This is a genomic window from Ramlibacter pinisoli (assembly GCF_009758015.1).
In the GTDB taxonomy this organism is placed as follows: domain Bacteria; phylum Pseudomonadota; class Gammaproteobacteria; order Burkholderiales; family Burkholderiaceae_C; genus Ramlibacter; species Ramlibacter pinisoli.
Window position 1 is genome coordinate 1,368,340 of sequence record NZ_WSEL01000003.1, and the last position, 22,618, is coordinate 1,390,957.

Annotated in this window: 23 protein-coding genes; 9 read left to right on the plus strand and 14 right to left on the minus strand. The window is 72.2% G+C overall.

Annotated elements, in window-relative coordinates; genetic code table 11:
- Positions 1 to 53: 53 nt before the first annotated feature.
- From GON04_RS07820 to ssuE, 5 genes are all read right to left on the minus strand, one after another.
- The gene (locus GON04_RS07820; protein ID WP_157397357.1) at positions 54 to 845 is read right to left on the minus strand and encodes a MetQ/NlpA family ABC transporter substrate-binding protein; all 792 of its coding nucleotides are present in this window, start codon (positions 843 to 845) and stop codon (positions 54 to 56) included.
- Between the two features lie 34 nt (positions 846 to 879).
- Positions 880 to 1,542, minus strand: coding sequence for a methionine ABC transporter permease (locus GON04_RS07825; RefSeq protein ID WP_157397358.1), 663 nt, complete (start codon positions 1,540 to 1,542; stop codon positions 880 to 882).
- Positions 1,535 to 2,566, minus strand: coding sequence for a methionine ABC transporter ATP-binding protein (locus tag GON04_RS07830; RefSeq protein WP_157398409.1), 1,032 nt, complete (start codon positions 2,564 to 2,566; stop codon positions 1,535 to 1,537). The genes GON04_RS07825 and GON04_RS07830 overlap by 8 nt, the downstream gene beginning before the upstream one ends.
- Before the next feature lie 8 nt (positions 2,567 to 2,574).
- Positions 2,575 to 2,790: a TOBE domain-containing protein gene (locus tag GON04_RS07835; RefSeq protein WP_157397359.1), complete on the minus strand. Its 216-nt coding sequence runs from the start codon at positions 2,788 to 2,790 to the stop codon at positions 2,575 to 2,577.
- Positions 2,791 to 3,149: 359 nt separating this feature from the next.
- A complete protein-coding gene (gene ssuE / locus GON04_RS07840) occupies positions 3,150 to 3,731 on the minus strand; it encodes an NADPH-dependent FMN reductase (protein ID WP_157397360.1) in 582 nt (193 codons plus the stop codon).
- A gap of 242 nt (positions 3,732 to 3,973) precedes the next feature.
- Here ssuE and GON04_RS07845 point away from each other — a divergent pair, with 242 nt between their 5' ends.
- The gene (locus tag GON04_RS07845) at positions 3,974 to 4,441 is read left to right on the plus strand and encodes a hypothetical protein (RefSeq protein WP_157397361.1); all 468 of its coding nucleotides are present in this window, start codon (positions 3,974 to 3,976) and stop codon (positions 4,439 to 4,441) included.
- A 394-nt stretch (positions 4,442 to 4,835) separates the two neighbouring features.
- Here GON04_RS07845 and GON04_RS07850 read toward each other — a convergent pair whose 3' ends face one another.
- From GON04_RS07850 to GON04_RS07870, 5 genes are read right to left on the minus strand one after another with little or no spacing between them, the layout of a single operon-like run.
- Positions 4,836 to 5,438: a hypothetical protein gene (locus GON04_RS07850; RefSeq protein ID WP_157397362.1), complete on the minus strand. Its 603-nt coding sequence runs from the start codon at positions 5,436 to 5,438 to the stop codon at positions 4,836 to 4,838.
- Between the two features lie 5 nt (positions 5,439 to 5,443).
- Positions 5,444 to 5,962 carry a carboxymuconolactone decarboxylase family protein gene (locus tag GON04_RS07855; RefSeq protein WP_157397363.1) on the minus strand — a complete coding sequence of 173 codons (519 nt, stop codon included), beginning with the start codon at positions 5,960 to 5,962 and terminating at the stop codon, positions 5,444 to 5,446.
- On the minus strand, positions 5,962 to 6,936 hold the full coding sequence (locus GON04_RS07860; RefSeq protein WP_157397364.1) for a Bug family tripartite tricarboxylate transporter substrate binding protein: 975 nt from the start codon (positions 6,934 to 6,936) through the stop codon (positions 5,962 to 5,964). Before GON04_RS07860 ends, GON04_RS07855 begins: the two co-directional genes overlap by 1 nt.
- Positions 6,937 to 6,963: 27 nt before the next feature.
- Positions 6,964 to 7,791 (minus strand): SDR family NAD(P)-dependent oxidoreductase, encoded by an 828-nt coding sequence (locus tag GON04_RS07865; protein ID WP_338050920.1) that lies wholly within the window; start codon positions 7,789 to 7,791, stop codon positions 6,964 to 6,966.
- Positions 7,788 to 8,675 (minus strand): amidohydrolase family protein, encoded by an 888-nt coding sequence (locus GON04_RS07870; RefSeq protein ID WP_181653938.1) that lies wholly within the window; start codon positions 8,673 to 8,675, stop codon positions 7,788 to 7,790. Before GON04_RS07870 ends, GON04_RS07865 begins: the two co-directional genes overlap by 4 nt.
- An 81-nt stretch (positions 8,676 to 8,756) precedes the next feature.
- Between GON04_RS07870 and GON04_RS07875 the strand changes: the two genes are divergently transcribed.
- A complete protein-coding gene (locus GON04_RS07875; protein ID WP_157397365.1) occupies positions 8,757 to 9,659 on the plus strand; it encodes a LysR family transcriptional regulator in 903 nt (300 codons plus the stop codon).
- A 7-nt stretch (positions 9,660 to 9,666) separates the two neighbouring features.
- On the opposite strand, the gene GON04_RS07880 is transcribed toward GON04_RS07875, so the two are convergent.
- Positions 9,667 to 10,635, minus strand: a complete 969-nt coding sequence (locus GON04_RS07880) for a LysR family transcriptional regulator (protein WP_157397366.1) — start codon at positions 10,633 to 10,635, stop codon at positions 9,667 to 9,669.
- Positions 10,636 to 10,738: 103 nt separating this feature from the next.
- Between GON04_RS07880 and GON04_RS07885 the strand changes: the two genes are divergently transcribed.
- The 6 genes from GON04_RS07885 (at position 10,739) to GON04_RS07910 (ending at position 18,007) form a co-directional block, all read left to right on the plus strand.
- Positions 10,739 to 12,037: an L-fuconate dehydratase gene (locus tag GON04_RS07885; protein WP_338050921.1), complete on the plus strand. Its 1,299-nt coding sequence runs from the start codon at positions 10,739 to 10,741 to the stop codon at positions 12,035 to 12,037.
- A 26-nt stretch (positions 12,038 to 12,063) separates the two neighbouring features.
- Positions 12,064 to 13,023 carry a tripartite tricarboxylate transporter substrate binding protein gene (locus GON04_RS07890; protein WP_157397367.1) on the plus strand — a complete coding sequence of 320 codons (960 nt, stop codon included), beginning with the start codon at positions 12,064 to 12,066 and terminating at the stop codon, positions 13,021 to 13,023.
- On the plus strand, positions 13,023 to 14,210 hold the full coding sequence (locus GON04_RS07895) for a fumarylacetoacetate hydrolase family protein (protein ID WP_157397368.1): 1,188 nt from the start codon (positions 13,023 to 13,025) through the stop codon (positions 14,208 to 14,210). The genes GON04_RS07890 and GON04_RS07895 overlap by 1 nt, the downstream gene beginning before the upstream one ends.
- The gene (locus GON04_RS07900) at positions 14,210 to 15,769 is read left to right on the plus strand and encodes a UxaA family hydrolase (protein ID WP_157397369.1); all 1,560 of its coding nucleotides are present in this window, start codon (positions 14,210 to 14,212) and stop codon (positions 15,767 to 15,769) included. The genes GON04_RS07895 and GON04_RS07900 overlap by 1 nt, the downstream gene beginning before the upstream one ends.
- A 26-nt stretch (positions 15,770 to 15,795) precedes the next feature.
- A complete protein-coding gene (locus GON04_RS07905; protein WP_157397370.1) occupies positions 15,796 to 16,917 on the plus strand; it encodes an Ldh family oxidoreductase in 1,122 nt (373 codons plus the stop codon).
- A 151-nt stretch (positions 16,918 to 17,068) separates the two neighbouring features.
- The gene (locus tag GON04_RS07910) at positions 17,069 to 18,007 is read left to right on the plus strand and encodes a pseudouridine-5'-phosphate glycosidase (protein ID WP_157397371.1); all 939 of its coding nucleotides are present in this window, start codon (positions 17,069 to 17,071) and stop codon (positions 18,005 to 18,007) included.
- Between the two features lie 79 nt (positions 18,008 to 18,086).
- On the opposite strand, the gene GON04_RS07915 is transcribed toward GON04_RS07910, so the two are convergent.
- Positions 18,087 to 18,902 carry a methyltransferase domain-containing protein gene (locus tag GON04_RS07915; RefSeq protein WP_157397372.1) on the minus strand — a complete coding sequence of 272 codons (816 nt, stop codon included), beginning with the start codon at positions 18,900 to 18,902 and terminating at the stop codon, positions 18,087 to 18,089.
- Positions 18,903 to 19,300: 398 nt separating this feature from the next.
- On the opposite strand from GON04_RS07915, the gene GON04_RS07920 reads away from it, so the two are divergent.
- Positions 19,301 to 19,708 carry a hypothetical protein gene (locus GON04_RS07920; RefSeq protein WP_157397373.1) on the plus strand — a complete coding sequence of 136 codons (408 nt, stop codon included), beginning with the start codon at positions 19,301 to 19,303 and terminating at the stop codon, positions 19,706 to 19,708.
- A gap of 34 nt (positions 19,709 to 19,742) precedes the next feature.
- On the opposite strand, the gene GON04_RS07925 is transcribed toward GON04_RS07920, so the two are convergent.
- Positions 19,743 to 20,141 carry a response regulator gene (locus GON04_RS07925; protein ID WP_157397374.1) on the minus strand — a complete coding sequence of 133 codons (399 nt, stop codon included), beginning with the start codon at positions 20,139 to 20,141 and terminating at the stop codon, positions 19,743 to 19,745.
- A complete protein-coding gene (locus GON04_RS07930) occupies positions 20,138 to 22,477 on the minus strand; it encodes a response regulator (protein WP_181653939.1) in 2,340 nt (779 codons plus the stop codon). Before GON04_RS07930 ends, GON04_RS07925 begins: the two co-directional genes overlap by 4 nt.
- Positions 22,478 to 22,618: the final 141 nt, after the last annotated feature.

Below are 22,618 nucleotides of genomic sequence, written 5' to 3' on the forward strand. Positions count from 1 at the left end.
GAACCTTACCGCAGAACCGTCCCGGCCCCCTGTGCCGGCCGCCACGCCCCCGTTCAGAACCCGGCCAGCACCGCGCCCTTGAACTCGGCCTGGACGAACCTGCGCACCTCGTCCGACTGGTACGCCCTGACCAGCTTGCCGACCCAGGGCTTGTCCTTGTCCTGCTCGCGCACCGCGATGAGGTTGACATAGGGGCTCTTGGCGCTTTCCTGGGCGATGGCGTCCTTGCCGGGGTTCAGGCCGGCCGGCAACGCGTAGTTGGTGTTGATGGCGGCGGCGTCGAGGTCGTCCAGCGTGCGGGCCAGCTGGGCCGCCTCGACCTCGACGAAGCGCAGCTTCTTCGGGTTGTCCACCACGTCCAGCGGCGTCGCCTTCAGGTCGGCCTCGGGCTTGAGCCGGATCAGGCCCTGGTCCTGCAGCACCAGCAGCACGCGGCCGCCGTTGGTGGGGTCGTTCGGGATGCCCACGCGCGCGCCCTCCTTCAGGTCCTTCAGGTTGTGGACCTTGCGCGAATAGATGCCGATCGGGAAGTTGACCGTGTAGCCCACCGGCACGATGCGGTAGGCCCGGTCCTTCACCTGCTGGTCGAGGAAGGGCTTGTGCTGGTAGCTGTTGGCGTCCAGGTCGCCCGCCGCCAGGGCGGCGTTCGGCTGGATGTAGTCGCTGAACTCGACGATCTGCAGCTTCAGGCCGTCCTTCTCGGCGATCTTCTTCACCTGCTCGAGGATCTGCGCGTGCGGCCCCGCCGTCACTCCGATCTTTAGCGGCTTGTCCTGCGCCAGCACGGGCGCGGCGAAGGCCGCGGCAGCCAGCGCGATCGCGCTCAGCATGGTTCGTTTCTGCATGGGAACTCCTCCTGGGAATGGCTTGGTTGGGAAATCACTTGTGGGACAGGCGGCGCACCGCCCAATCGCCCAGGCTCTGCACGGCCTGCACGAAGGCGACCAGCACCACCACGACGGCCAGCATCACCTCGGGCAGGAAGCGCTGGTAGCCGTAGCGGATGCCCAGGTCGCCCAGGCCGCCGCCGCCGATGGCGCCGGCCATCGCCGAATAGCCGGTCAGGCTGACCAGCGTGATGGTCAGGCCCGCCACGATGCCGGGCAGGGCCTCGGGCAGCAGCACCCGGAACACCACCTGCCGGGTCGTCGCGCCCATTGCCAGCGCCGCCTCGACCAGGCCGGCGTCCACCTCGCGCAGCGAGGCCTCCACCAGCCGGGCGACGAAGGGCGCGGCAGCGAGGGTCAGCGGCACCACCGCCGCGGCGGTGCCGATGGAACTGCCGGCCACCAGCCGCGTGAACGGGATGATGGCCACCAGCAGGATGATGAAGGGCGTGGAGCGCACCGCGTTGACGAGGCCGCCGACGATGCGGTTGGCGGCGGCGTTCTCCAGCACCCCGCCGCGGTCCGACAGGCGCAGGTAGACGCCCAGCGGAATGCCGGCCAGCGCGCCGGCCAGGCCGGACAGCCCGACCATCACCAGCGTCTCGCCGAACGACTGCGCGAACAGCTCCAGCAGTTGGGGCGAGAAGCTACCCATGCGGCACCTCCTGCACGCGCACGCCGTTGCTCTGCAGGTGCTGCACCGCGGCCGCCAGCGACCCGGCGGCGCCGCGCACCAGCACCGCCAGCGAGCCGAACGGCCGGCCCTGGATCTCGTCGACCTGGCCGTGCACGATGTTCAGGTCGATGCCGAAGCGGCGCACCAGCTCCGACAGCAGCGGCCGGTCCGACTCCTCGCCGGTGAACGCCAGCCGCAGCAGCCGCGCCGGCTGCACGTTGCAGGCCATGAGGTAGCGGATGCGGGCGAGCACGGAGTCGGGCAGCTGCTGCGGCACCAGGTCGTCCAGCAGGCTGCGCGAGACCGCGTGCTGCGGATGGCCGAACACCTCCAGCACCGTGCCCTGCTCCACCAGCTGGCCGGCGTCGAGCACCGCCACCCGGTCGGCCACCTGCTTGATCACCTGCATCTGGTGCGTGATCAGCACGATGGTCAGCCCGAACTCCCGGTTGATCTGGCGCAGCAGCGCCAGGATGGAGCGCGTGGTCTCGGGGTCGAGCGCCGAGGTGGCCTCGTCGGACAGCAGCACCTGCGGCCGGTTGGCCAGCGCCCGGGCGATGCCCACGCGCTGCTTCTGGCCGCCGCTGATCTGCGCCGGGTAGCGGTCGCGCAGCTCGGCCAGGCCGACCAGTTCGAGCAGCGAGTCGACGCGGCCGGCGATCTCGCGCGGGGCCACGCCCGCCAGCTCCAGCGGCAGCGCCACGTTGCCGTGCACGGTGCGCGAGGACAGCAGGTTGAAGTGCTGGAACACCAGGCCGATGCGCCGGCGGGCATCGCGCAGGCGCGCCGCCGGCAGCGCGGTGAGGTCCTCGCCGCCCAGCAGCACCTGCCCGGCCGAGGGCCGGCTGAGAAGGTTGATGGTGCGCACCAGCGAGCTCTTGCCCGCGCCGCTGCGGCCGATGATGCCGAACACCTCGCCCGGGCGCACCGCCAGGTCGATGCCGCGCAGCGCGTCCTCGGCGGCGCCCGGGTAGCGCTGGCGGATGCCGCGCAGCTCGATCAGGGGCGCCGTCACAGCTTGGCGATCGACACCTCGGTCGACTTCACCAGCGCCACCACGTCCGAGCCGACCTTCAGCTGCAGCTCGTCGATCGAGCGCGTCGTGATGACCGAGGTGACGACGCCCCAGGGCGTCTGGACGTCGACTTCGGACAGCACGTCGCCGCGCAGGATCTCCTTGATCTGTCCCTTGAACTGGTTGCGCACGTTGATTGCCTGGATGGCCATGGGGGGTCCTTTCAGTGGGTGGTGCCGGGATAACTGCTGTCACGGTGTCGTTGGGCGGGAGGGACTCCCGGACGCAGAAAACTGTTCGGGGCGTCTTCCACGTCTTCCGCGGACGGGCGTCCGCCTTCAGTGCGCCGGCACGCCCCAGGCGGCGGCCGTGACGCCCCGGATCTGCAGCATCCGGCGCTGCAGCGGCGAGAGGGCGGGAGCGAGCAGGCGTCGGGCAAGCAATCGATCGTTCATGGCGAGGTCCTTTTCTGTCCGGTGGGACGGTGCGGGCAAGGCTGCGCCCTGCCCGCGGTTGACGGCGGGAATGCGAAGGGGAATGCGGGGAGGTGCGAAGGCGCGCGGCGGCGCCTTCAGACGCTACATCGCACCGCCTCGAACGGCACCGGCGCGAAGCTGCCGATCGGCGCGCGCAGGCCCTCGGCCTGCAGCTGCGCCACCGCCTCGCCGAGGCGCGCCGCGATGTCGGTGGAGAGGTGGTGGCCGCCCTCGGGCAGCAGCGTGACCTGCGCGTCGGTGGCGTACACCCCGGGCAGGATGTGGCGCGCCGCCAGCGACTGCAGCACCGGCCGCAGCGCGTAGTCGAGCGCCAGCATGTGGTTCGGGCTGCCACCGGTGGCCAGCGGCAGCACGGTCTTGCCCTTGAGCGCGGCCTGCGGCAGCAGGTCGAGGAACACCTTCAGCACGCCGCTGTAGGCCGCCTTGTAGACCGGGGTGGCGATGACGACGGCGCTGGCCCGCAGGAGCCGGTCGATGGCGGCGGCGATGCTGCGGTGGGCCGCGTCGGCCAGCAGCAGCGCCTGGGGCGGCAGCTCGCGCAGCAGCAGCCGGTCGACCCGCTGGCCGCGCCCGCGCAGGTCGAGCGCCACCGCATCGAGCAGCGCCGCGGACCGCGAGCGCTCGGAGGGACTGCCGGCCAGGAGGAGGATGGACATGCGGGTGGCTCTGCTTCGTTCGTCGTGCCCGCACTGTAGGCAGCCGGACCGCGCGGGGGAACGACAGAGTTCTCACAACGATATGCGCATAAGCACATCCGGCAGTGACGACGGCCCGAGGGGATGCCGCCCGGCGTGCAGGCCCGTCCGACCCTGACAGCCGATGCCGTGCCGGTCCGACAGGACATGCAGTCCAGCTGCGGTGTCATGGCGTCATCCAGTTCCCCAAGGAAGGAATGACCATGAAGTTCTCGCACATCGCCCTCGCCTGCTCCCTCGCCATTGGTGGCTCGGCCGCCCTGGCCCAGAACGAGGCTGCCGTCGCGCGCGACTCGCAGCCCCAGCAGTCGGCCTCCGAGTTCGGCCACAAGATCACGGACGGCGCCAAGCACGCGGGCCAGTCCACCAAGAAGGCGTTCAACAAGATGACCGGCAAGGCGCACAACGCCAAGGAAGAGGCCAAGGCCGACACGCACGACAAGGACACCCACGCCATGGGCGCCGGCAAGGACAGCAGCAAGGACAAGCACGCCAAGGACCAGGCCATGGGCAAGGACCATGACAAGGCCATGCACGACAAGGACACGCGTGCCATGGGCGCCGGCAAGGCGCGCGACAAGGACCGCATGGCGGCGACGCCGGCCGACAGCGGCTCGCGCGAGCAGCGCATGGATGACGCGTACGCGAACTACAAGTCGCAGGCGAAGTAAGGCCACGGCCTGCCGGGTCTGACCCGGCTTCCATCTCCGGCAACCAGGCCGCACCCGGACCTGATGCGGGAGATGGATTGCGGGTCGAGCCCGCAATGACCAGGGCTTCGGGTCGCGCCCGCCATGGCGGGGCATCGGGGTCGAGTCCGCCGTAACGGGGTTCAGATCGACCCCGCCGGAACCACGTCAAGCGTCGTGACGGGCTCACAGCCGTCATGCCGGGCTTGACCCGGCATCCATCTCCGGAACCAGGCCGCACCTGGACCTGACGCGGGAGCTGGATTGCGGGTCAAGCCCGCAATGACCGGCACCGGGTCAAGCCCGCAATGACGGGCACCGGGTCAAGCCGCGCAATGACGGGAATCGGGTCATGCGGGTCAAGCCCCGCGCCGCCCTATCCCACCACCTCCATCATCGTGCGCCGCGTGTTCGTGAAGTGCGGGCGCGCCCGGTCGCTCCACTCGGTCTCGCGCACCGTGAGCCAGGCCGGGGTCGTGAGCACCTCGGCGGCCACCAGGTCGTAGCAGGCCAGCGAGCGCGGCCCGCTGTCGTGGTTCAGGTAGCGCTGCGCCAGGATGCAGCCGGGCACCGCCGCCAGCCCCGGCAGGTGCTCCACGGCGTACCAGCGCTCGATCTCGTCCGCCCAGCCTTCGCGCGGATCGGTCTCCACGGTGTAGTGGTTGCGCGGCGTGGCGCCGGCCGAAACGCCGGCCAGGTCCAGCGCCCGCTGCAGCCGTGCCACGTCGATCGCCTCGGCCTGCGGGCAGAGGGTGCGCCACTGCGCCGCCAGGTCGGCCAGCGCGCCGGCGGGGATCGCTTGCTCGCGGGTCAGCTGCAGGTAGACGTAGGCCAGCTGCGCTGGCGCCGACCAGGCTGCGCGCTGGAGCGTGGCGGGCCAGCCTGCGTTCGCCACCAGGCGGCGCGCCGCGTCGGCCAGGCCGTCCGGGCTGGCCAGGCTGCAGCGCACCAGGAGTACGTCAGTGGGGCGGGCGTCCATGGGCGTCAATGTCCGATGTGCAGGGCCACGAGCAGGCGCGACACCATGTTGTAGGCGGCAACGGTGGCCACCAGGTCGAGCTGGGTGCGGGTGCCGAAGGCGGCGTGCACCGCTTCGTGCAGGGCGTCGGGCACCTCGATCTCGCGCGTCATGGTGTCGGCCAGCCGCACCGCCAGCCGTTGCGGCGGCGACAGCGGCGCGTCGTCGCGCAGCGGCACCTCGCGCATGGCGTCGATCGCCGCCTGCGGCGCGCCGGCGGCCAGCGCATGCGGCACGTGGGCGTCGAACTCGTAGCCGGCCCGGTTCAGCACCGCCACCCGCAGGATGACCAGCTCGCGCACGTCGGGCGGCACGGTGCTGCGGTTGCGCACGGCCGACAGCATCTGCTCCCAGCCGTGGGCGAGCGGCGGGCTGTTCAGCAGGGCCTGGTACAGCGGCGAGACGCGGCCGCGCTCGGCCAGGATCCGGCTCTCCTGCTCGGCCAGTTCGGGCCGCGTGCCCGGCGTGATGGGGGCGATGCGCATCAGTCGGCCTTGATGCCCTTGGTCTTGACCACCCGCGTCCACTTGGCGGTGTCCTTCTTCAGCAGGGCCGCAAGTTCGGCCGGCGTGGACGCCGCCGGCTGGGCCCCGGAGTCCTGCAGGCGCGCCTTCACCGTCTCGCTGGCCAGCGCCTTGCGCAGGGCCGCGGCCACTCGCCCGGCCGCATCGGCCGGCGTCCCCTTGGAGGTGAACAGCGCGTACCAGTTGTCGGAATCGACGCCGGCCACGCCCATCTCGTCGAAGGTGCGCACCTGCGGCAGCAGCGGATGGCGCTGCGGCGCGGCGATGCCGATGGCCTTGAGCTTGCCGCTCTTGATGTGGCCGATCAGGCCCGGGATGTCGCCGAAGAAGCCGTTCACGTGACCGGCGATCACGTCGGTGATGGCCGGTGCTGCGCCCTTGTAGGGCACATGCAGCACGTTGAGCTTGGCAGCGTCGTTCAACAGCTCCATCGCCAGGTGCGGCACGCTGCCGGTGCCCGAGGAGGCCAGCGTCAGCTTGGCGCCCGGCTGGCGCGCAGCGGCCACGAATTCGGCGCCGGTGTTGTAGGGCGCGTTGGCGCCCACCACCAGCACCTCGACGTTGTTGACCACCAGCGACACCGGCACCAGGTCGCGTTCGACGTCGTACGGCAGCTTGTCGTAGAGCGCCGGGTTGATGGCGACCGCACCGACGCTGGTCAGCCACAGCGTGCTGGCGTCGGGCGCGGCGCGCGAGACGTATTCGGCGGCGATGGCACCGTTGGCGCCGGCCTTGTTCTCCACGATGACCTGCTGGCCCAGCTCCTTGCCCAGCGCCTCGGCGATGGTGCGGGCGACGAAGTCGACCGGACCGCCGGGCGGGAAGGCGACGATCAGGCGGGTGGTGGCGCCCTGCGCGCGGGCGCCGAACGGCAGCGCGAGCGCGGCGGCGGCGCCGAGCGCCAGCGTGCGGCGGGTGATCGAGTTGGTTGCCATGGCTGTGTCTCCTCTTGCGGGTGGTGTTCAGTCGCAGCGCACGGACATGCCGCCGTCGACCACGATCTCGGTGCCGGTGATGAAGCGCGCCTCGTCGCTGGCCAGGAACAGCGCCGCGCCGGCGGTGTCGCGGCCATCGCCCATGAACGGCAGCGGGATGCGCGACTGGCGCTGGCGCAGCAGGCCCTCGACGTCGCCGCCGGCGCGCTGGCCCGCCAGGCGCGCCTCGACCATGGGCGTGTGCAGCTGGCCGGGCACGACGGTGTTCACGCGCACCCGATCGGCGGCGTACTGCACGGCCAGCACGCGCGAGAACTGGATGACGCCGGCCTTGGTGGCGGCATAGGCGATCTGGGCGGCGCCGGTCCAGCGCAGGCCGGAGGTCGACGACACGTTGACGATGGCGCCGCCGCCGGCCGCCACCAGGTGCGGCAGCGCATGCTTGCAGGTGAGGAACACGCTCTTGAGGTTGTGGTCCACCTGGGCGTCCCAGACCTCCTCGCTCATCTCCACCGGCCCGCCCTTGGCCGAGCCGCCGACGTTGTTCACCAGCACGTCGAGGCGGCCGTAGCGTGCGATGCAGGCGGCGACCAGCGCCGCCACCGACTCGCCGCTGGTCACGTCGCAGGCGGTGGCGGTGAAGACGCCGCCGGCCTCGGCGATGCGGCGCGCCGTCTCCTCCATCCGCGCCGGGTCGCGGTCGGCGCCCATCACCTGCGCGCCTTCCTCGGCGAAGCGGCAGGCGATGGCCCGGCCGTTGCCCCAGCCGGGACCGACCGAGCCGGCGCCGGTGACGAGCACCACCTTGCCGGCGAGCCGGCGTTGTAGCGACAGGAGGGAGGGAGTGGTGGTCACGGGGCGAAGCGGTAGAAGGTGGCGGGATTGGTCACGAGCAGCTGCTCGCGGGCGGCGGGCGTGGGCGCGATGCGCTCGAGCGCGTCGACCAGCGCGGCGTCGGTCGGCACGTGGGTGTGGTTGGGATGCGGCCAGTCGGTGCCCCAGAGGCAGCGCTCGGGGAAGGCCTCGAGCAGCCGGCGCGCCAGGTCCACGCCATCGCGGTACGCCGGCGCCGCGGCGGGAGCGGCATCGATGCGGTCGATACCGCTCAGCTTGACGCGGAACAGCGGGTTGCGGAGCAGGTCGACCAGGGCGCGGAAGTCGGCGTGGTCGGCGCCAAGCGCGGCGTTGACTCGTCCCATGTGGTCGATGACCACCGGCACGGCGCTGCGCGCCAGCGGCGCGGCCAGCTGGTGCACGAGCGCCGATTCGAAGTGCACCTGCAGGTGCAGGCCGGCCCGGGCCAGCCGCGGCGTGAGGGCGAGCACGGCATCGATGGACGCGCCCGCCAGGTGCCGCATGAAATTGAAGCGCACGCCGCGGAACCCCAGCCCGGCCAGCCGCGCGAGTTCGGCGTCGGCGACGTCCGGCGCCACCAGCGCCACGCCGAGGTAGCGGCCCTGGCCGGCGGCAATGGCGTCTTCCACGACCCGGTTGTCGGTGCCGTGCACGGCCGACTGCACGATCACGCAGCGCTCGATGCCCAGTGTGCGGTGCAGCGCGAACAGAGCCTCCTTGGGCGCGTCGACCGGCGTGAAGTTGCGGCTGGCCGCGTACGGGAAGCGCGCCGCCGGCCCGAACACGTGCACGTGGGTGTCGCAGGCGCCGGCCGGCAGCCGCAGGCGCGGCGCGGCGGGTGTCGGGTCGTAGGTCAGGACGAGCGATGGATCGGCGTGGGGCACGGGGCGATTGTGTCGGCGTCCGGGCCCGCCAGCCGACGGGGAATCCGCTACCAGCTATCGACGTTGCACATAATCGACCGCATGGACCTGACCCGCCTGCAGTATTTCGCCGCCGTGGCCGAGGCGGGCAGCTTCAGCCGCGCGGCGGCCGCCCTGCACCTGACCCAGTCGTCGCTCAGCCGGCAGGTGCAGTTGCTGGAGGCCGAGGTCGGCCAGCGGCTGCTCGAGCGCCACGGGCGCGGCGCCGTCCCCACCGAGGCCGGCACCGCGCTGCTGGGCCATGCGCGCGCCATCCTGGAGCTGGCGCAGCGCGCCCGCACCGACATGGCCGAGCGCCAGCGCAACCCGCGCGGGCGCCTGACCATCGGGCTGCCGCCGCGGGTGGCGCACGTGGTCACGGCCGACCTGGTCGAGCGCTTCCATGCCCTCTACCCCGAGGCCGGCATCACCATCATGGAAGGCCTGAGCCTGCGGTTGCGCGAATGGCTGGTGGGCGGCCGCGCCGACATGGCCATCCTGTTCGACCCGGCGCCGTCGCCGCAGATCGCGCTGGAGACGCTGGTGCGCGAACCACTGGTGCTGGTGAGCAGCCGGCCGCTGCCGCCGCGCCTGCGCCTGGCCGAGGTGGTGCAGCGCCCGCTGGTGATGCCCAGCGCGCCCAACGCGCTGCGCCGCCTGCTCGACGAACACGCCGCCCCGCGCGGGCTGTCGCTGCAGCTGGTGGCCGAGGTCGACTCGGTGCAGACGGTGCTGAACCTGGTGGCGCGCGGCGTCGCCGACGCCGTGCTGCCGGCCAGCGCGCCGCGGCTGGCCCCCGGCCTGGCGCCGCTGCACGTGGCGGCCATCCACGCGCCGGTGGTGCGCAACAAGCTGGTGCTGGCGGTGCCCACCGCGCGCCCGGCCACCCGCCTGCTGCAGGCCGGCACCCAGCTGCTGCGCGAGCTAGTGCAGCGCCAGTTCGGCAAGCCGCCGGGCGCGCCCTAGCCCCCGGTCACCTGCCCGCGGCCGTGCGCTCGGCGCTGCACTCCTGCAGCGTGCGCAGGAAGGCCCGCACCGCCGGCGACAGGTCCTTCTGCTTGCGCGTGAGGATGCCCAGCTTGGCCATGCTGATCGGCAGCTCCACCGGCAGGATGGCCAGCATGCCGTAGTTGGCGTAGTGACGCGCCACGTCCAGCGGCACAACCGACACCATGTCGGTCGACTCCAGCAGCGCGGTGGTCGCCAGGATGGACGAGGTCTCCACGATGTCCGGCGGCGGCGCCATGCTGGCTTCCTGCAGCGCCTGCTCGATGCGCCGGCGCATCGGGCTGCCGGTGGGGTGCAGGATCCAGGTCTCGGCCACGAGGTCGGCGACCTGCAGGTCCGCCCGGTCGAACAGCGCGTGGCCCGGCCGCGCCACCACGGCCATGGCCTCGCCCTCCATGGTCTCGATCTCCAGCTCGCCGCCCTCGAACTGGTCGGGCAGCCGGCCCAGCGCCACGTCGAGGTCGCCGCGCACCAGGGCCGGAATCAGCAGGTCGCTGGTGTCCACCTGCAGGGTGACGCGCACCCGCGGATGCCCGTCCTTGAAGCGCGCCAGCGCTTCGGTCAGCAGCACCGGCATCGCGCCCATCACGGTGCCGATGCGCACCAGCCCGGCCTGGCCGGCGACCAGGGCGGCCATCTCGTCGCCGGCGTGCTCGAAGTCGTGCAGGACGCTACGGGCATAGCGGATCATCACCTCGCCGTACAGCGTGGGCTCCATGCCGCGCGCATGGCGCTCGAACAGGGGCACCCCCAGGCCTTCCTCGAGCTGCTGCAGCAGCGTGGTGGCGGCCGGCTGGGTGGTGTGGATGGCCGCCGCGGCGCGGCGCAGGTTGCGGTGCGCGTCCAGGGCGTCGAGCAGCATGATCTGCCGGCTCTTGATCCGCAGCCGCCGGAACAGGTCGGCGGGCGGGGTGGTGGCCGGTGGCTGCGCCATGACTGATTCCGGAAATGGGATCGCCACATCATAAAAGACGATTGGATCGGTATCGCAAGCCTGCCTAAGCTGCGTCCCTGCCCCCCGATTCGCAAAGGACCCCGTGGCCGCCAGGATCACCCAGCTCGCCGTGCGCGACATCCGCTTTCCGACGTCGCGCTCGCTCGACGGTTCCGATGCCATGAACGCGGCGCCCGACTACTCGGCCACCTACGTCACCCTGCACACCGACGCCGGCGACGGCCACGTGGGCCACGGCCTGACCTTCACCATCGGCCGCGGCAACGAGATCTGCGTCGCGGCGGTCAGGTCGCTCGAGCCCTTCATCGTCGGCCGCACGCTGCAGGAGATCACCGCCGACATGGGCGGCTTCTGGCGCGCCATCACCGGCGACAGCCAGCTGCGCTGGCTCGGCCCCGACAAGGGCGTCATCCACCTGGCCACCGCCGCGATCGTCAACGCGGTGTGGGACCTGTGGGCCAAGGCCGAAGGCAAGCCGGTCTGGAAGCTGCTGGTCGACATGGCCCCCGAGGAGCTGGTGCGCTGCCTCGACTTCCGCTTCGTCACCGACGCGCTCACGCCCGACGAGGCGCTGGCCCTGCTGCGGCGTGCCGCGCCCGGCCGGGCGACGCGCGAGCGCGAGATGCTGGAGCGCGGCTACCCCGGCTACACCACCTCCGCCGGCTGGCTCGGCTACACCGAGGACAAGGTCCGCCGCCTGGCCCGCGAAGGCGTGGCCCAGGGCTGGACCCACTTCAAGCAGAAGGTGGGCGGCAACCTCGAGGACGACCTGCGCCGCGCCGCCATCCTGCGCGAGGAGATCGGCTGGGAGCGCAAGCTGATGATGGACGCCAACCAGGTCTGGGAGGTCGACGCCGCCGTCGAGGCGATGCGGCGCCTGGCGGCCTACGACCCGCTGTGGATCGAGGAACCCACCAGCCCCGACGACATCCTCGGCCATGCCGCCATCCGCCAGCGCATCGCGCCGATCGGCGTGGCCACCGGCGAGCACTGCCACAACCGGGTGATGTTCAAGCAGCTGCTGCAGGCCCGGGCCATCGACTACTGCCAGCTCGACGCCGCCCGCCTGGGCGGGCTGAACGAGGTGCTGCTGGTCGTGCTGCTGGCCGCCAAGTTCGGCGTGCCGGTGTGCCCGCACGCCGGCGGCGTGGGCCTGTGCGAGTACGTGCAGCACGTGTCCCTGTTCGACTACATCGCCGTGTCCGGCTCGCTGGAGGGCCGCGTGCTGGAGTACGTGGACCACCTGCACGAGCACTTCGTCGACCCGGTCGTCATCCGCGCCGGTCGCTACATGCCGCCGCGGCGTCCCGGCTACAGCATCGAGATGCACGCCGCTTCGCTGCAGCAGTTCGAGTTCCCGCAGGGCCCGGCCTGGGCCTGACCACCATCCCCACAGGAGACTTCCCCATGACCATGACTTCCCGCCGCGGCCTGCTGGCCACCCTGCTGTGCACCCTGGCGCTGCCCACCGCCGCGCTGGCCCAGTCCTTCCCGTCCAAGCCGATCGAACTCGTCGTGCCGTATCCGGCCGGCGGCGGCACCGACGTGCTGGCCCGCGCCTTCGCGCTGGCCGCCGTCAAGCACCTGCCGCAGCCCCTGGTGGTGGTGAACAAGCCCGGCGCCGCCGGCGCGATCGGCTGGGCCGACGTGCTCAACGGCCGCGAGCCGGGCTACAAGGTCGTGGTGCTCGCCACCGACCTGATGACGCAGCCGAACATGGGCCTGACCAAGATCACCCACGAGGACTTCACGCCGATCGCCCGCCTCAACTACGACCCCGCCGCGATCACCGTGCGCGCCGACGCCCCCTGGAACACGGTCGAGGAGTTCGTCGCCGCCGCCAAGAAGGGCGACTTCCGCATCGGCAACGGCGGCAACGGCTCGACCTGGCACCTGGCCGCCGCGGCCATCGAGGACAAGACCGGCGCCAAGTTCAACCACATCCCGTTCGCCGGCGCCAACCCGGCGGCGCTGTCGCTGCTGGGCGGCCACATCGAGGCCATCACGGTGAGCGCGGCCGAGGTCTACCCGCACGTGGCGGCCGGCAAGCTCAAGCTGCTGGCGGTGATGTCCGACGAACGCGTCAAGGGCTTCGAGAACGTGCCCACGCTGAAGGAAAAGGGCCTGGACATTTCCGTGGGCACCTGGCGCGGGCTGGCCGTGCCCAAGGGCACGCCGGCCGACGTCGTGGCCGTGCTGCGCACCGCCACCGCCAAGACGGCGCAGGAGCAGAGCCTGCGCGAGGCGCTGGACAAGCAGAACATGGGCTATGCCTACGCCGACGGTCCCGCCTTCGCGGCCGTGATGGCCAAGGACCATGCGTTCTACCGCGCCCTCATCCAGAAGCTCGGCCTGAAGGGTCAGTGATGGCCGGGCTGGACCTGCAAGCACGGCGCTTCCTGCCGGACGACGGCTACGCCGGCACCCTGGTGGCGCGCGCGTGGCGGCCCGACGTGCAGGGCCCCGCAGTGGTGGCCCTGCGCGAGCAGGGCGTGGTCGACCTGAGCGCGGCCTTCCCCACCATGGCCACCCTGCTCGAGCAGGCCGACCCCGCGGGCGCCGCGCGCGCGGCCAGCGGCGAGCGCCTGGGCAGCGTGGACGACCTCCTCGCCAACAGCGACGAAGCCGGCCGCGATGCGGGCCGGCCGTTCTTCCTCGCCCCCTGTGACCTGCAGGTGGTGAAGGCGGCCGGCGTGACGTTCGCCACCAGCCTGCTGGAGCGCCTGATCGAGGAGCAGGCCGACGGCGACCCGGGCAAGGCGCAGGACGTGCGCGCCCAGGTGGTGGCCAGCATCGGCACCGATTTGTCCAAACTCAAGCCGGGGTCCGAGCAGGCCATGGCCCTGAAGAAGCTGCTGCAGGACAAGGGCCTGTGGTCGCAGTACCTGGAAGTGGGCATCGGCCCCGACGCCGAGGTGTTCAGCAAGGCGCCGGTGCTGTCCTCGGTTGGCACGGGCGCCGACATCGGCATCCGCAGCGACTCCAGCTGGAACAACCCCGAGCCCGAGGTGGTGCTGGCCGTCGACAGCCGCGGCCGCATCGTCGGCGCCACGCTCGGCAACGACGTCAACCTGCGCGACCTGGAGGGCCGCAGCGCGCTGCTGCTGTCCAAGGCCAAGGACAACAACGCCTCCTGCGCCATCGGTCCCTTCATCCGCCTGTTCGATGCCAGCTTCGGGCTGGTCGACGTGCGCCGCGAGACGGTCGACCTGCGGGTGGACGGACCCGAGGGCTTCGTGCTGGAAGGCCTCAACTCGATGGCGTTCATCAGCCGCGAGCCGCAGGACATCGTCGACCAGACGATGGCCGCCCACCAGTACCCGGACGGCTTCATGCTGTTCCTGGGCACGCTGTTCGCGCCCACCCAGGACCGCGACGCGCCGGGTGGCGGCTTCACCCACAAGCTGGGCGACCGGGTCTCGATCCGCAGCGCCCGGCTGGGCGAGCTGTGCAACCGGGTGACCCACAGCGAGCGGGCGGCGCCCTGGACCTTCGGCCTGCGCGCCCTGATGGCCAACCTGGCGCGGCGCGGCCTGCTGGACCGGGGGCTGTGATGGACGCCACCGACAGCGCCGTGGCCGGGGCGCCGCGCACCATCCGCCTGCATCCGGACGACGACGTCGTCATCGCCCGCCAGCAGCTGCTCGGCGGCACCTGGCTGGCCGAGGAAGGCGTACGCGTCCAGGGGCTGGTGCCGCCGGCCCACAAGCTGGCGGTGCGCGACATCGCCGCCGGCCAGCCGGTGCGCCGCTACGGCCAGATCATCGGCTTCGCCGCCCAGGCCATCGCCGCCGGCCAGCACGTGCACGTGCACAACCTGGCGATGGGCAGCTTCGACCGCGACGCCGCCGCGGTGGCGGGCCTGGATGCCCGGCCCACCGCGCCGGCGCAGGAGGAAGCGACCTTCCAGGGCATCGTGCGCGCCGACGGCCGGGTCGCCACCCGCAACTACATCGGCGTGCTCACCTCGGTGAACTGCTCGGCCACCGTCGCGCGCGCCATCGCCGACCGCTTCCGGCGCGACATCCGGCCCGAGGCGCTGGCGGACTTCCCCCACGTCGACGGCGTGGTCGCGCTCACCCACGGCGCCGGCTGCGCGGTCGACGCCGAGGGCGAGGGCTTGCGCGTGCTGCGCCGCACGCTGGCCGGCTACGCGCGCCATCCCAACTTCGCCGCGGTGCTGGTGATCGGCCTGGGCTGCGAGACCAACCAGATCGCCGGCTGGATCGAGCAGGAAGGCCTGGCCACGGGCACGGCCCTGCAGGCCTACAACATCCAGGATGCGGGCGGCACCGAGCTGGCCGTGCAGCGCGGCGTCGAGGCGGTGCGGGCGCTGCTGCCCGAGGCCAACCGCGTCGAACGGGTGCCGGTGGCGGCCCGCCACCTCGTCGTCGGGCTGCAGTGCGGCGGCTCGGACAGCTATTCGGGCATGACCGCCAACCCGGCCCTGGGCGCGGCCATGGACCGGCTGGTGCGCCACGGCGGCACCGCCATCCTGTCGGAGACGCCCGAGATCTACGGCGCCGAGCACCTGCTGACGCGCCGCGCGCGGTCGCGGGCGGTGGCCGACAAGCTGCTGGCGCGCATCCGCTGGTGGGAGGCGTACTGCGAGCGCATGGGCGCCGACATGAACAACAACCCCTCGGCGGGCAACAAGGCCGGCGGCCTGACGACCATCCTGGAGAAGTCGCTCGGCGCGGTGGCCAAGGGCGGCAGCACCGACCTGGTCGACGTGCTGGAGTACGCGCAGCCGGTGCGCACGCCCGGCCTGGTCTTCATGGACACCCCCGGCTACGACCCGGTGAGCGCCACCGGCCAGGTGGCGGGTGGCGCCAACCTCATCTGCTTCACCACCGGCCGCGGCTCGGCCTACGGCTGTGCGCCGGCGCCCTCGCTGAAGCTGGCGACCAACAACGCGCTGTGGCAGCGGCAGCAGGCCGACATGGACATCAACTGCGGCCCCATCGCCGACGGCGCGGTGGGCATCGATGCCATGGGCGAGCAGATCTTCCGCCACATCCTGCGCGTCGCCTCCGGCGAGCGGACCAAGAGCGAGCTGCACGGCTACGGCCAGAACGAGTTCGTGCCCTGGCAGCTCGGTGCGATCACCTGACCCCTTTCCCGGAACTCCAGACACCCATGGCCCAGAACCCCATCGGCGACAGCGGGGACGCGCCCGGCCGCGACCGCTTCACCCCTGCGCAACTCACCGCCTTCGCCGACGCCCTGCTGGCCAGGGCGGGCATGCCCGCCGACAAGGCCCGCGCCGTCGCCACCGTACTGGTGGACGGCGACCTCATGGGCCACACCACGCACGGGCTGCAGCTGCTGGCGCCCTACCTGGCCGAGATCGAGAAGGGCGGCATGGCCCTGGACGGCGACCCCGCCGTGCTGTCGTCGCGGCCGGCGTCGCAGCTGTGGGACGGCCGCCGGCTGCCGGGTCCCTGGCTGGTGCTGCGCGCCCTGGACGAGGCATCGCGGCTGGCGGCCAGCGAAGGGACCGGCACGGTCGTCATCCGCCGCAGCCACCACATCGCCTGCCTGGCCAGCTACCACCGCCGCGCGGCCGAGCAGGGCCTGCTGCTGCTGCTCGCCTGCTCGGACCCGAACGGCGCCAGCGTCGCACCGTTCGGCGGCCTCGATCCCGTCTTCACGCCCAACCCGGTCTCGGCCGGGTTTCCCGCCGGCGGCGCGCCCGTGTCGGTCGACATCTCGACCTCCACCACCACCAATGGCCTGACCAACCGCCTGCACCAGGAAGGCGGCAAGCTGCCCGCGCCCTGGCTGATCGACGGCCATGGCCGTCCGTCCGACGATCCGGCGGTGCTGTTCGCCGAACCCAAGGGCACCATCCTGCCGCTCGGCGGCCTGGACTCGGGCCACAAGGGGTACGGCCTGTCGCTGCTGGTCGAGGCCCTGACCGGCGGCCTGGCCGGCCACGGCCGCGCCGACCCGCGCGAGGGCTGGGGCGCCACCGTGTTCCTGCAGGTGATCGACCCGGCAGCCTTCGCCGGCCGCGACGCCTTCGAGCGCCAGCTCGGCGAGGTGGCGCGCCAGTGCCGCACCTCGCGGCCGGCCGATGCCCGCCGGCCGGTGCGTCTGCCCGGCGAGCGCGGCTACCAGTTGGCGGCTTCGCAGGCCCAGGACGGCGTGCAGCTGCACGCCGGCATCCTGCCGGCCCTGCAGCCCTGGGCGCGCAAGTACGGCGTGGCGATGCCGGGGTGGCTCCAGGGCAAGATGGGCTCGACCCCGAAGCAGTGAAAGCGGGCCGGCCCCTCCGCGCGAGGCCCCGTTCACGGGGCCGCCGGGGGCAGGCCGGACGAACGCCGGGCCATGGCCAGCCATGCCGGTGCCAATCCCGGTTCGGGCGACGCAGCTCACCCCGAACGCGATGTACCCTCCAGCGATGTCCATGCGAGCGTCGCACACCCAGCCGTGGCTCGTCCGCAGCGCTGCCGTCGCCGCGGCGCAGGCCGAGGGCAGGCCGGTGGTCGCGCTCGAATCGAACATCATTGCCCACGGCATGCCCTACCCCGACAACGTGCACACCGCACGCGAGGTCGAGGCGGTCATCCGGGGCCTGGGGGCCGAGCCCGCCACCATCGCCGTGATCGGCGGCCGGATCCGCGTGGGCCTATCCGACGACGAACTCCAGTTGCTCGCAACGAGCCCCGGGGTCGCGAAGGCCAGCCGGCGCGACCTGCCCGCGCTGCTGGCCAGTGGCACACCGGGCGCGACCACGGTCGCGGGAACGATGGTCTGCGCAGCGCTCGCCGGCATCGAGGTGTTTGTCACGGGGGGCATCGGCGGCGTGCACCGCGGCGCGCAGGAAAGCTTCGACATCTCCGCCGACCTGCAGGAGCTCGCGAAGACGTCGGTGGCCGTCGTGTGCGCGGGCGCCAAGTCGATCCTGGACATCGGCCTCACGCTCGAATATCTCGAGACGCACGGCGTCCCGGTGATCAGCTGCGAAGGCGACGAGTTCGCCGCGTTCTATACGCGCGCGAGCGGTTTCCGCGCCGACTTGCGCATCGACGAGCCTGCCGGGCAGGCCCGCTTCATCCGCGCGAAGTGGGCGCTCGGGCTTGCCGGCGGCGTGGTGATCAGCACGCCGGTGCCGGCGGGACACGAGATGCCGCGCGAAGAGATCGAAGCGATCACGCAGCAGGCGCTGGCCGATGCCGCCGCCCAGGGCATCGCGGGCAAGGAGGTGACGCCGTTCCTGCTGTCACGCATCCGGGCGCTCACGGGCGGGCGCAGCATCGCCACCAACATCGCGCTGATCAAGCACAACGCCGAGGTCGGCGCACGGCTCGCGTGTGCGCTTCGAGCCCTTCCGTTCTTCGCATAGGTCGATCCCCGGACACTGCTCGCCCTGCCGCCTGGCGTGGACGGGCGGCCCATCCTCCACGCGCTTCCTCCCTTCGCCTTCAGTGCATCCCGATGGGGGTGCGGCCGGCGTCCAGGCGCGTTCCTCCCTTGGCCAGGTAGATCTCGCTTTGCTGCGGGAACATGCTGCCGTGGTAACGGAAGTCCTCGACCTCCAGCCCGTTGCGCTGGAAGGTCGAGAACAGCCAGTCCCGGCTGTAACGCACGACCAGCAGCGGGTCGCTGCAGTTGTAGGGAACGTAGCTGGTCGGGTTGACGGTGGCGTCCGGGACGTCGTCCTCGACGAAGGCCGTCAGGAAGCAGCGGCCACGCGGACGCAGGATGCGCCGGATCTCGCCGACATAGGACTCGACGTGCCGGGGCACCATGTTCGTGAACACGCCCCAGAGGTAGACGATGTCGGCCCAGCCGTCGTCGATCGGCAGGTGCAAGGCGGTCTCATCCAGGCTGCCGGCCGGGTTGTACAACTCGTTGGCCATGTCCATGTGGATGAAGCGGTAGCTCGGGTGGAAGCGCTCGATGTTGTCGCGCGACCAGCGCACGAACTCCGGCTGCACGTCGATGCCCAGGTACTGCGCGTCGCCGAACTCGGCGAGCATGCCGGTGGCCAGCCGGCCCAGGCCGCAGCCGATGTCGACGACCCGCGCGCCGGGCGCGTAACCGAGCTTGGCCGCCAGCTTGGTCGCCTCGAGGACGGCCGACATGTAGAAGAAGCTGTCGGTGCGGAAGGCGTCGCCGCACATGTTGCCGCGCATGCTGGTGGGCGGCAGGCGGTGGCCCCGGTGGATGACGAAGCCGCGACCGTCGGCTCCCTTGTCGACCTGCCGGTGCGGCAGGCGCTGCATTCGCAGACTCACGCTTCGCAGGATCCTGACGACCATCCGCAAGGTCGCCAGCTTGACCTCATGACTCATGCAACAACACCTCGGATCCCAAGGTACAACCTACTCCCCTGCTCCCCGTGCGACGCAGCCGCGCGGGGAGCAGGCGCCCTGGTGTCGCGTCGATGTGGGACGGCCATCCCGGACGCCAGTGGCGAAGCGCCATGGTGACGCGGCCGACAACTCTTCCGGCCACGATAGTCCGATCCGACCATGGCTATTGCAGATTGCGCTGCCGAGATAGATCGTCCTGCTGCAGAGACAGCTCGCGTGCTGCCGAGATGCGCGGTGCCACTGCCGAGAATCGTTCTGTCCCGCTGGCTTCCGGCGCCGGCTTGGCCTAGAGTGGCTGCGCCCCACCACAGGAGCCGCACATGCCGATTCGGACTGCATCGCTGACCAAGCGGATCTCGGACAACGGCCAGGCGCTGCACCGCGCCATGGCCCGTCGCACGGCCTCGGGCGAGGACCGTGAGCCCTCGAAGGCCGAGCAGGATCTCATCGAGGAGCGCGAACAGCTGAAGCGGGAACGGGAGCAGCGCCAGGCGCAGGCCTCGGCCCCCCGGCCCAGCGCCATCGACCGGTTGCAGCGCACGCACCACGCGCAGCCCAAGGACAAGCCCAAGGCCAAGAAGGAAGCGGAGCACGCGGGCGAGGTCAAGAAGCCCAAGGCGCACCGCACCCGCGCCGAAAAGCATGCCGAGAAGGCCGCGGCGATGGAGGCCGCGCGCCATTCGCGCAAGGCGGCCGGCAAACCCGGGGCCAAGCCGGCATCGAAGTGAGCCTGGCGCCGGCATGCCGGCGCGGACGCGGCGGTCAGGCCCCGGCGGCCGGCCGCTGGCGCCACAGGTCCTGCACCTGCACGGCCAGGGCCATCGGGTCGAATGGCTTGGTGATGACACCCAGCGCCCCGAGCGACAGGTAGTGCTCGATCTCGCTGGCCTGCATCTTGGCCGTCATGAAGACGACCGGCGTGCGCGCGGTGCCCGGCAGCTCGCGCAGACGCTGCAGCGTGGTGGGGCCGTCCATGCCCGGCATCATCACGTCCAGCAGCAGCAGGTCGGGGGCGAAGCCGGCGGCCGCCTCCAGCGCCTCGGCGCCCGACGCGCAGGCGCGCAGCTGCAGCCCGCCCACGGTCTCCAGCGCGAGCACGGCGATGGTGCGGATGTCGGCATCGTCCTCGACGTACAGCACGCGTTGCAGGGGCGGGGTCATGGCAGCTTTCCGGGCGCGGGGCCCATCAACCGGTGCAACAGGGCCAGCAACTGGCCGCTGCTGGTGCGCGACTTCACCAGGGCGTTCTTCACCTGCGCCGCCACGTCGGCGGCGACCTCGCTGCCCGAGAAGATGACCACCGGCGTCGCGGCGTTGCGCGCCGGCAGGGCGGCCAGCAGGCCGGAGGCATCGCCGTCGGGCAGCTGCATGTCCAGCAGGATGAGGGCGAACGGGCGCTCGGCGAGCAGCCCGCGCGCCTGCGCCAGGCTGCCCGCGTGCACCGTCTCGGCCGAGTCTTCGAGCACCGCGCCAACCACGCGCACCAGGTCGGCATCGTCCTCGACGTGCAGCACCACGGGCCGCTCGCCCCGCGGGCCGTGCAGCGCGCGCCGCACCGTCGCCAGCAGGCGCTCGCCGTCGATCGGCTTGGACAGCCAGTCGTGCGCGCCGAAGGCGGCGGCATCGACGCCCTCGGGCGCCGCGCGCGCGGTGAGCACGACCACCGGCAGGCGCGCCGTGGCCGGCTCGGCGCGCAGCGCGCGCAGCAGCGACAGCCCGTCCTCGTCGGGCAGGCCCAGGTCCAGCGTCATCGCCCGGTAGGGATGCGCCGCCAGCAGGCGGCGGGCCTCGGCCGCGGTCGGCGCCACGTCGGCCCGCAGGCCGCCCTGCTCCAGCAACCGGCAGACCAGGGCGGCGATGACCGGGTCGTCCTCGCACACCAGCACCTCGCCCGCGGCGGCCGGCAGCGCGCCCGGCGGCGCCAGCGCCGGCAGTTCGACGAAGAACTCGGTGCCGCCGCCGGCGCGGTCGGCGAACCCGATGCGCCCGCCCAGCCGCTCGACGATGGCCTTGGAGATCGCCAGGCCCAGGCCGGTGCCGGGCTTGCTGCGCGCGTCCGAGCCGTCGGCCTGCAGGAAGCGCGAGAACATGCGGTCGCGGAACGCCTGCGGGATGCCGGGGCCGCGGTCGCCGATCCACAGCCGCAGGCGGCGCACGGTGCCGGGCAGCCAGCCGATGCCGACCTCGACCTCGCCGCCGGCCGGCGAGAACTTGGCCGCGTTGGACAGCAGGTTGACCACCACCTGCGTCAGCCGGTCGGCGTCGGCCAGCACGCGGCCGTCGACGGCGTCCGGGCGCAGCACATAGCGCACCTGGAACTGCTGCGCGAAGGAATCGGTGGCGGCCATGGCCTGCCGCACCAGCGGCACCAGGGCCTGCGGAGCGAGGTCGAAGCGCACGTTGCCGGACTCGATCTTCTCGATGTCCAGCATGTCGTTGATCAGGCGCACCAGCCGGTCGCAGTTGCTGGTGGCGATGTCGAGCAGGCCGCGCGCCCGGGACGGGATCTCGCCCGCCGCGCCGCCCAGCAGCAGCCCGAGCGAGCCGCGCACGGAAGTGAGCGGGGTGCGCAACTCGTGCGAGACGGTGGCGATGAACTCGTTCTTCATCCGCTCCACCTTCTTGCGCTCGGAAATGTCGCGCACCACCGTGGTGTAGCCACTGGCCGCGGTGCCCCGCATGCGGGTGACGACGATCTCGGCCGAAAAGGGCGTGCCGTCGGCGCGCAGGCACGCCAGCTCGCGCCGCACGCTGGCGGCCACGCCGCGCGGCCGGGCCGCCAGTTCGGCCATGAAGGCCCGTACCTCGGCCCGCGCGGCCGGCGCCACCAGGTCCATCACCGGGGTGCCGACCAGGGCGCCGGCGGCGCGCCCGAACATCTGGCTGGCCGCCGGATTGACCAGCACGATGCGGCCGTCGACGCCCAGCGTCACGACGCCGTCGCCGGCGGTGTCCAGCACCGCCTGCAGCCGTTCTTCCTTCTCGCGCGCGACCGCGGTGGCCTGGCCGATCGTGTAGACGTTCAGCTCCAGCTCGGCCCAGCCCGCCAGGTCGGCCAGCGCCTGCTCGTCCCCGGGGCCGAAGGTGCGCGGCCGGTGGTCGACCAGGCACAGCGTGCCGACGCGATGCCCCGCCGCCCCGTGCAGCGGCATGCCGGCGTAGAAGCGCACGTGGGGCGCGCCCGTGACCGCCGGATGGTCGGCGAAGCGCGGATCGGCGGCGGCGTCCGGGATGACGAAGGCGCCCTCGTCCAGGATGGCGTGGGCGCAGAACGAGAGCCGGCGCGGCGTCTCGGTGGCGTCCAGCCCCAGGCGCGACTTGAACCACTGGCGGTCGGTGTCGACCAGCGAGACCAGCGCGATGGGCACCGCGAAGGTGCGCGCCGCCGTGCGCGTGATGCGGTCGAAGCGGCCTTCGGGCTCGGTGTCGAGCACCTGCAGCCGGCACAGGTCGTCGACGCGCTGCGCGTCGTCGGCGGGAATGGCGGGTTCGAGCATGGCGGCGCCGGCTGGGATGCTGGTGGCTGGGCCCGCGCGCCGCGGGCCGCGGCATTGTGGCACGCGACCTGCTCCTCCCGTCGCGCAGCGGGCGCGCATCAGCCTTGCGCCTGCGTCCTTCACGGGCCGTTGGTAGACTGC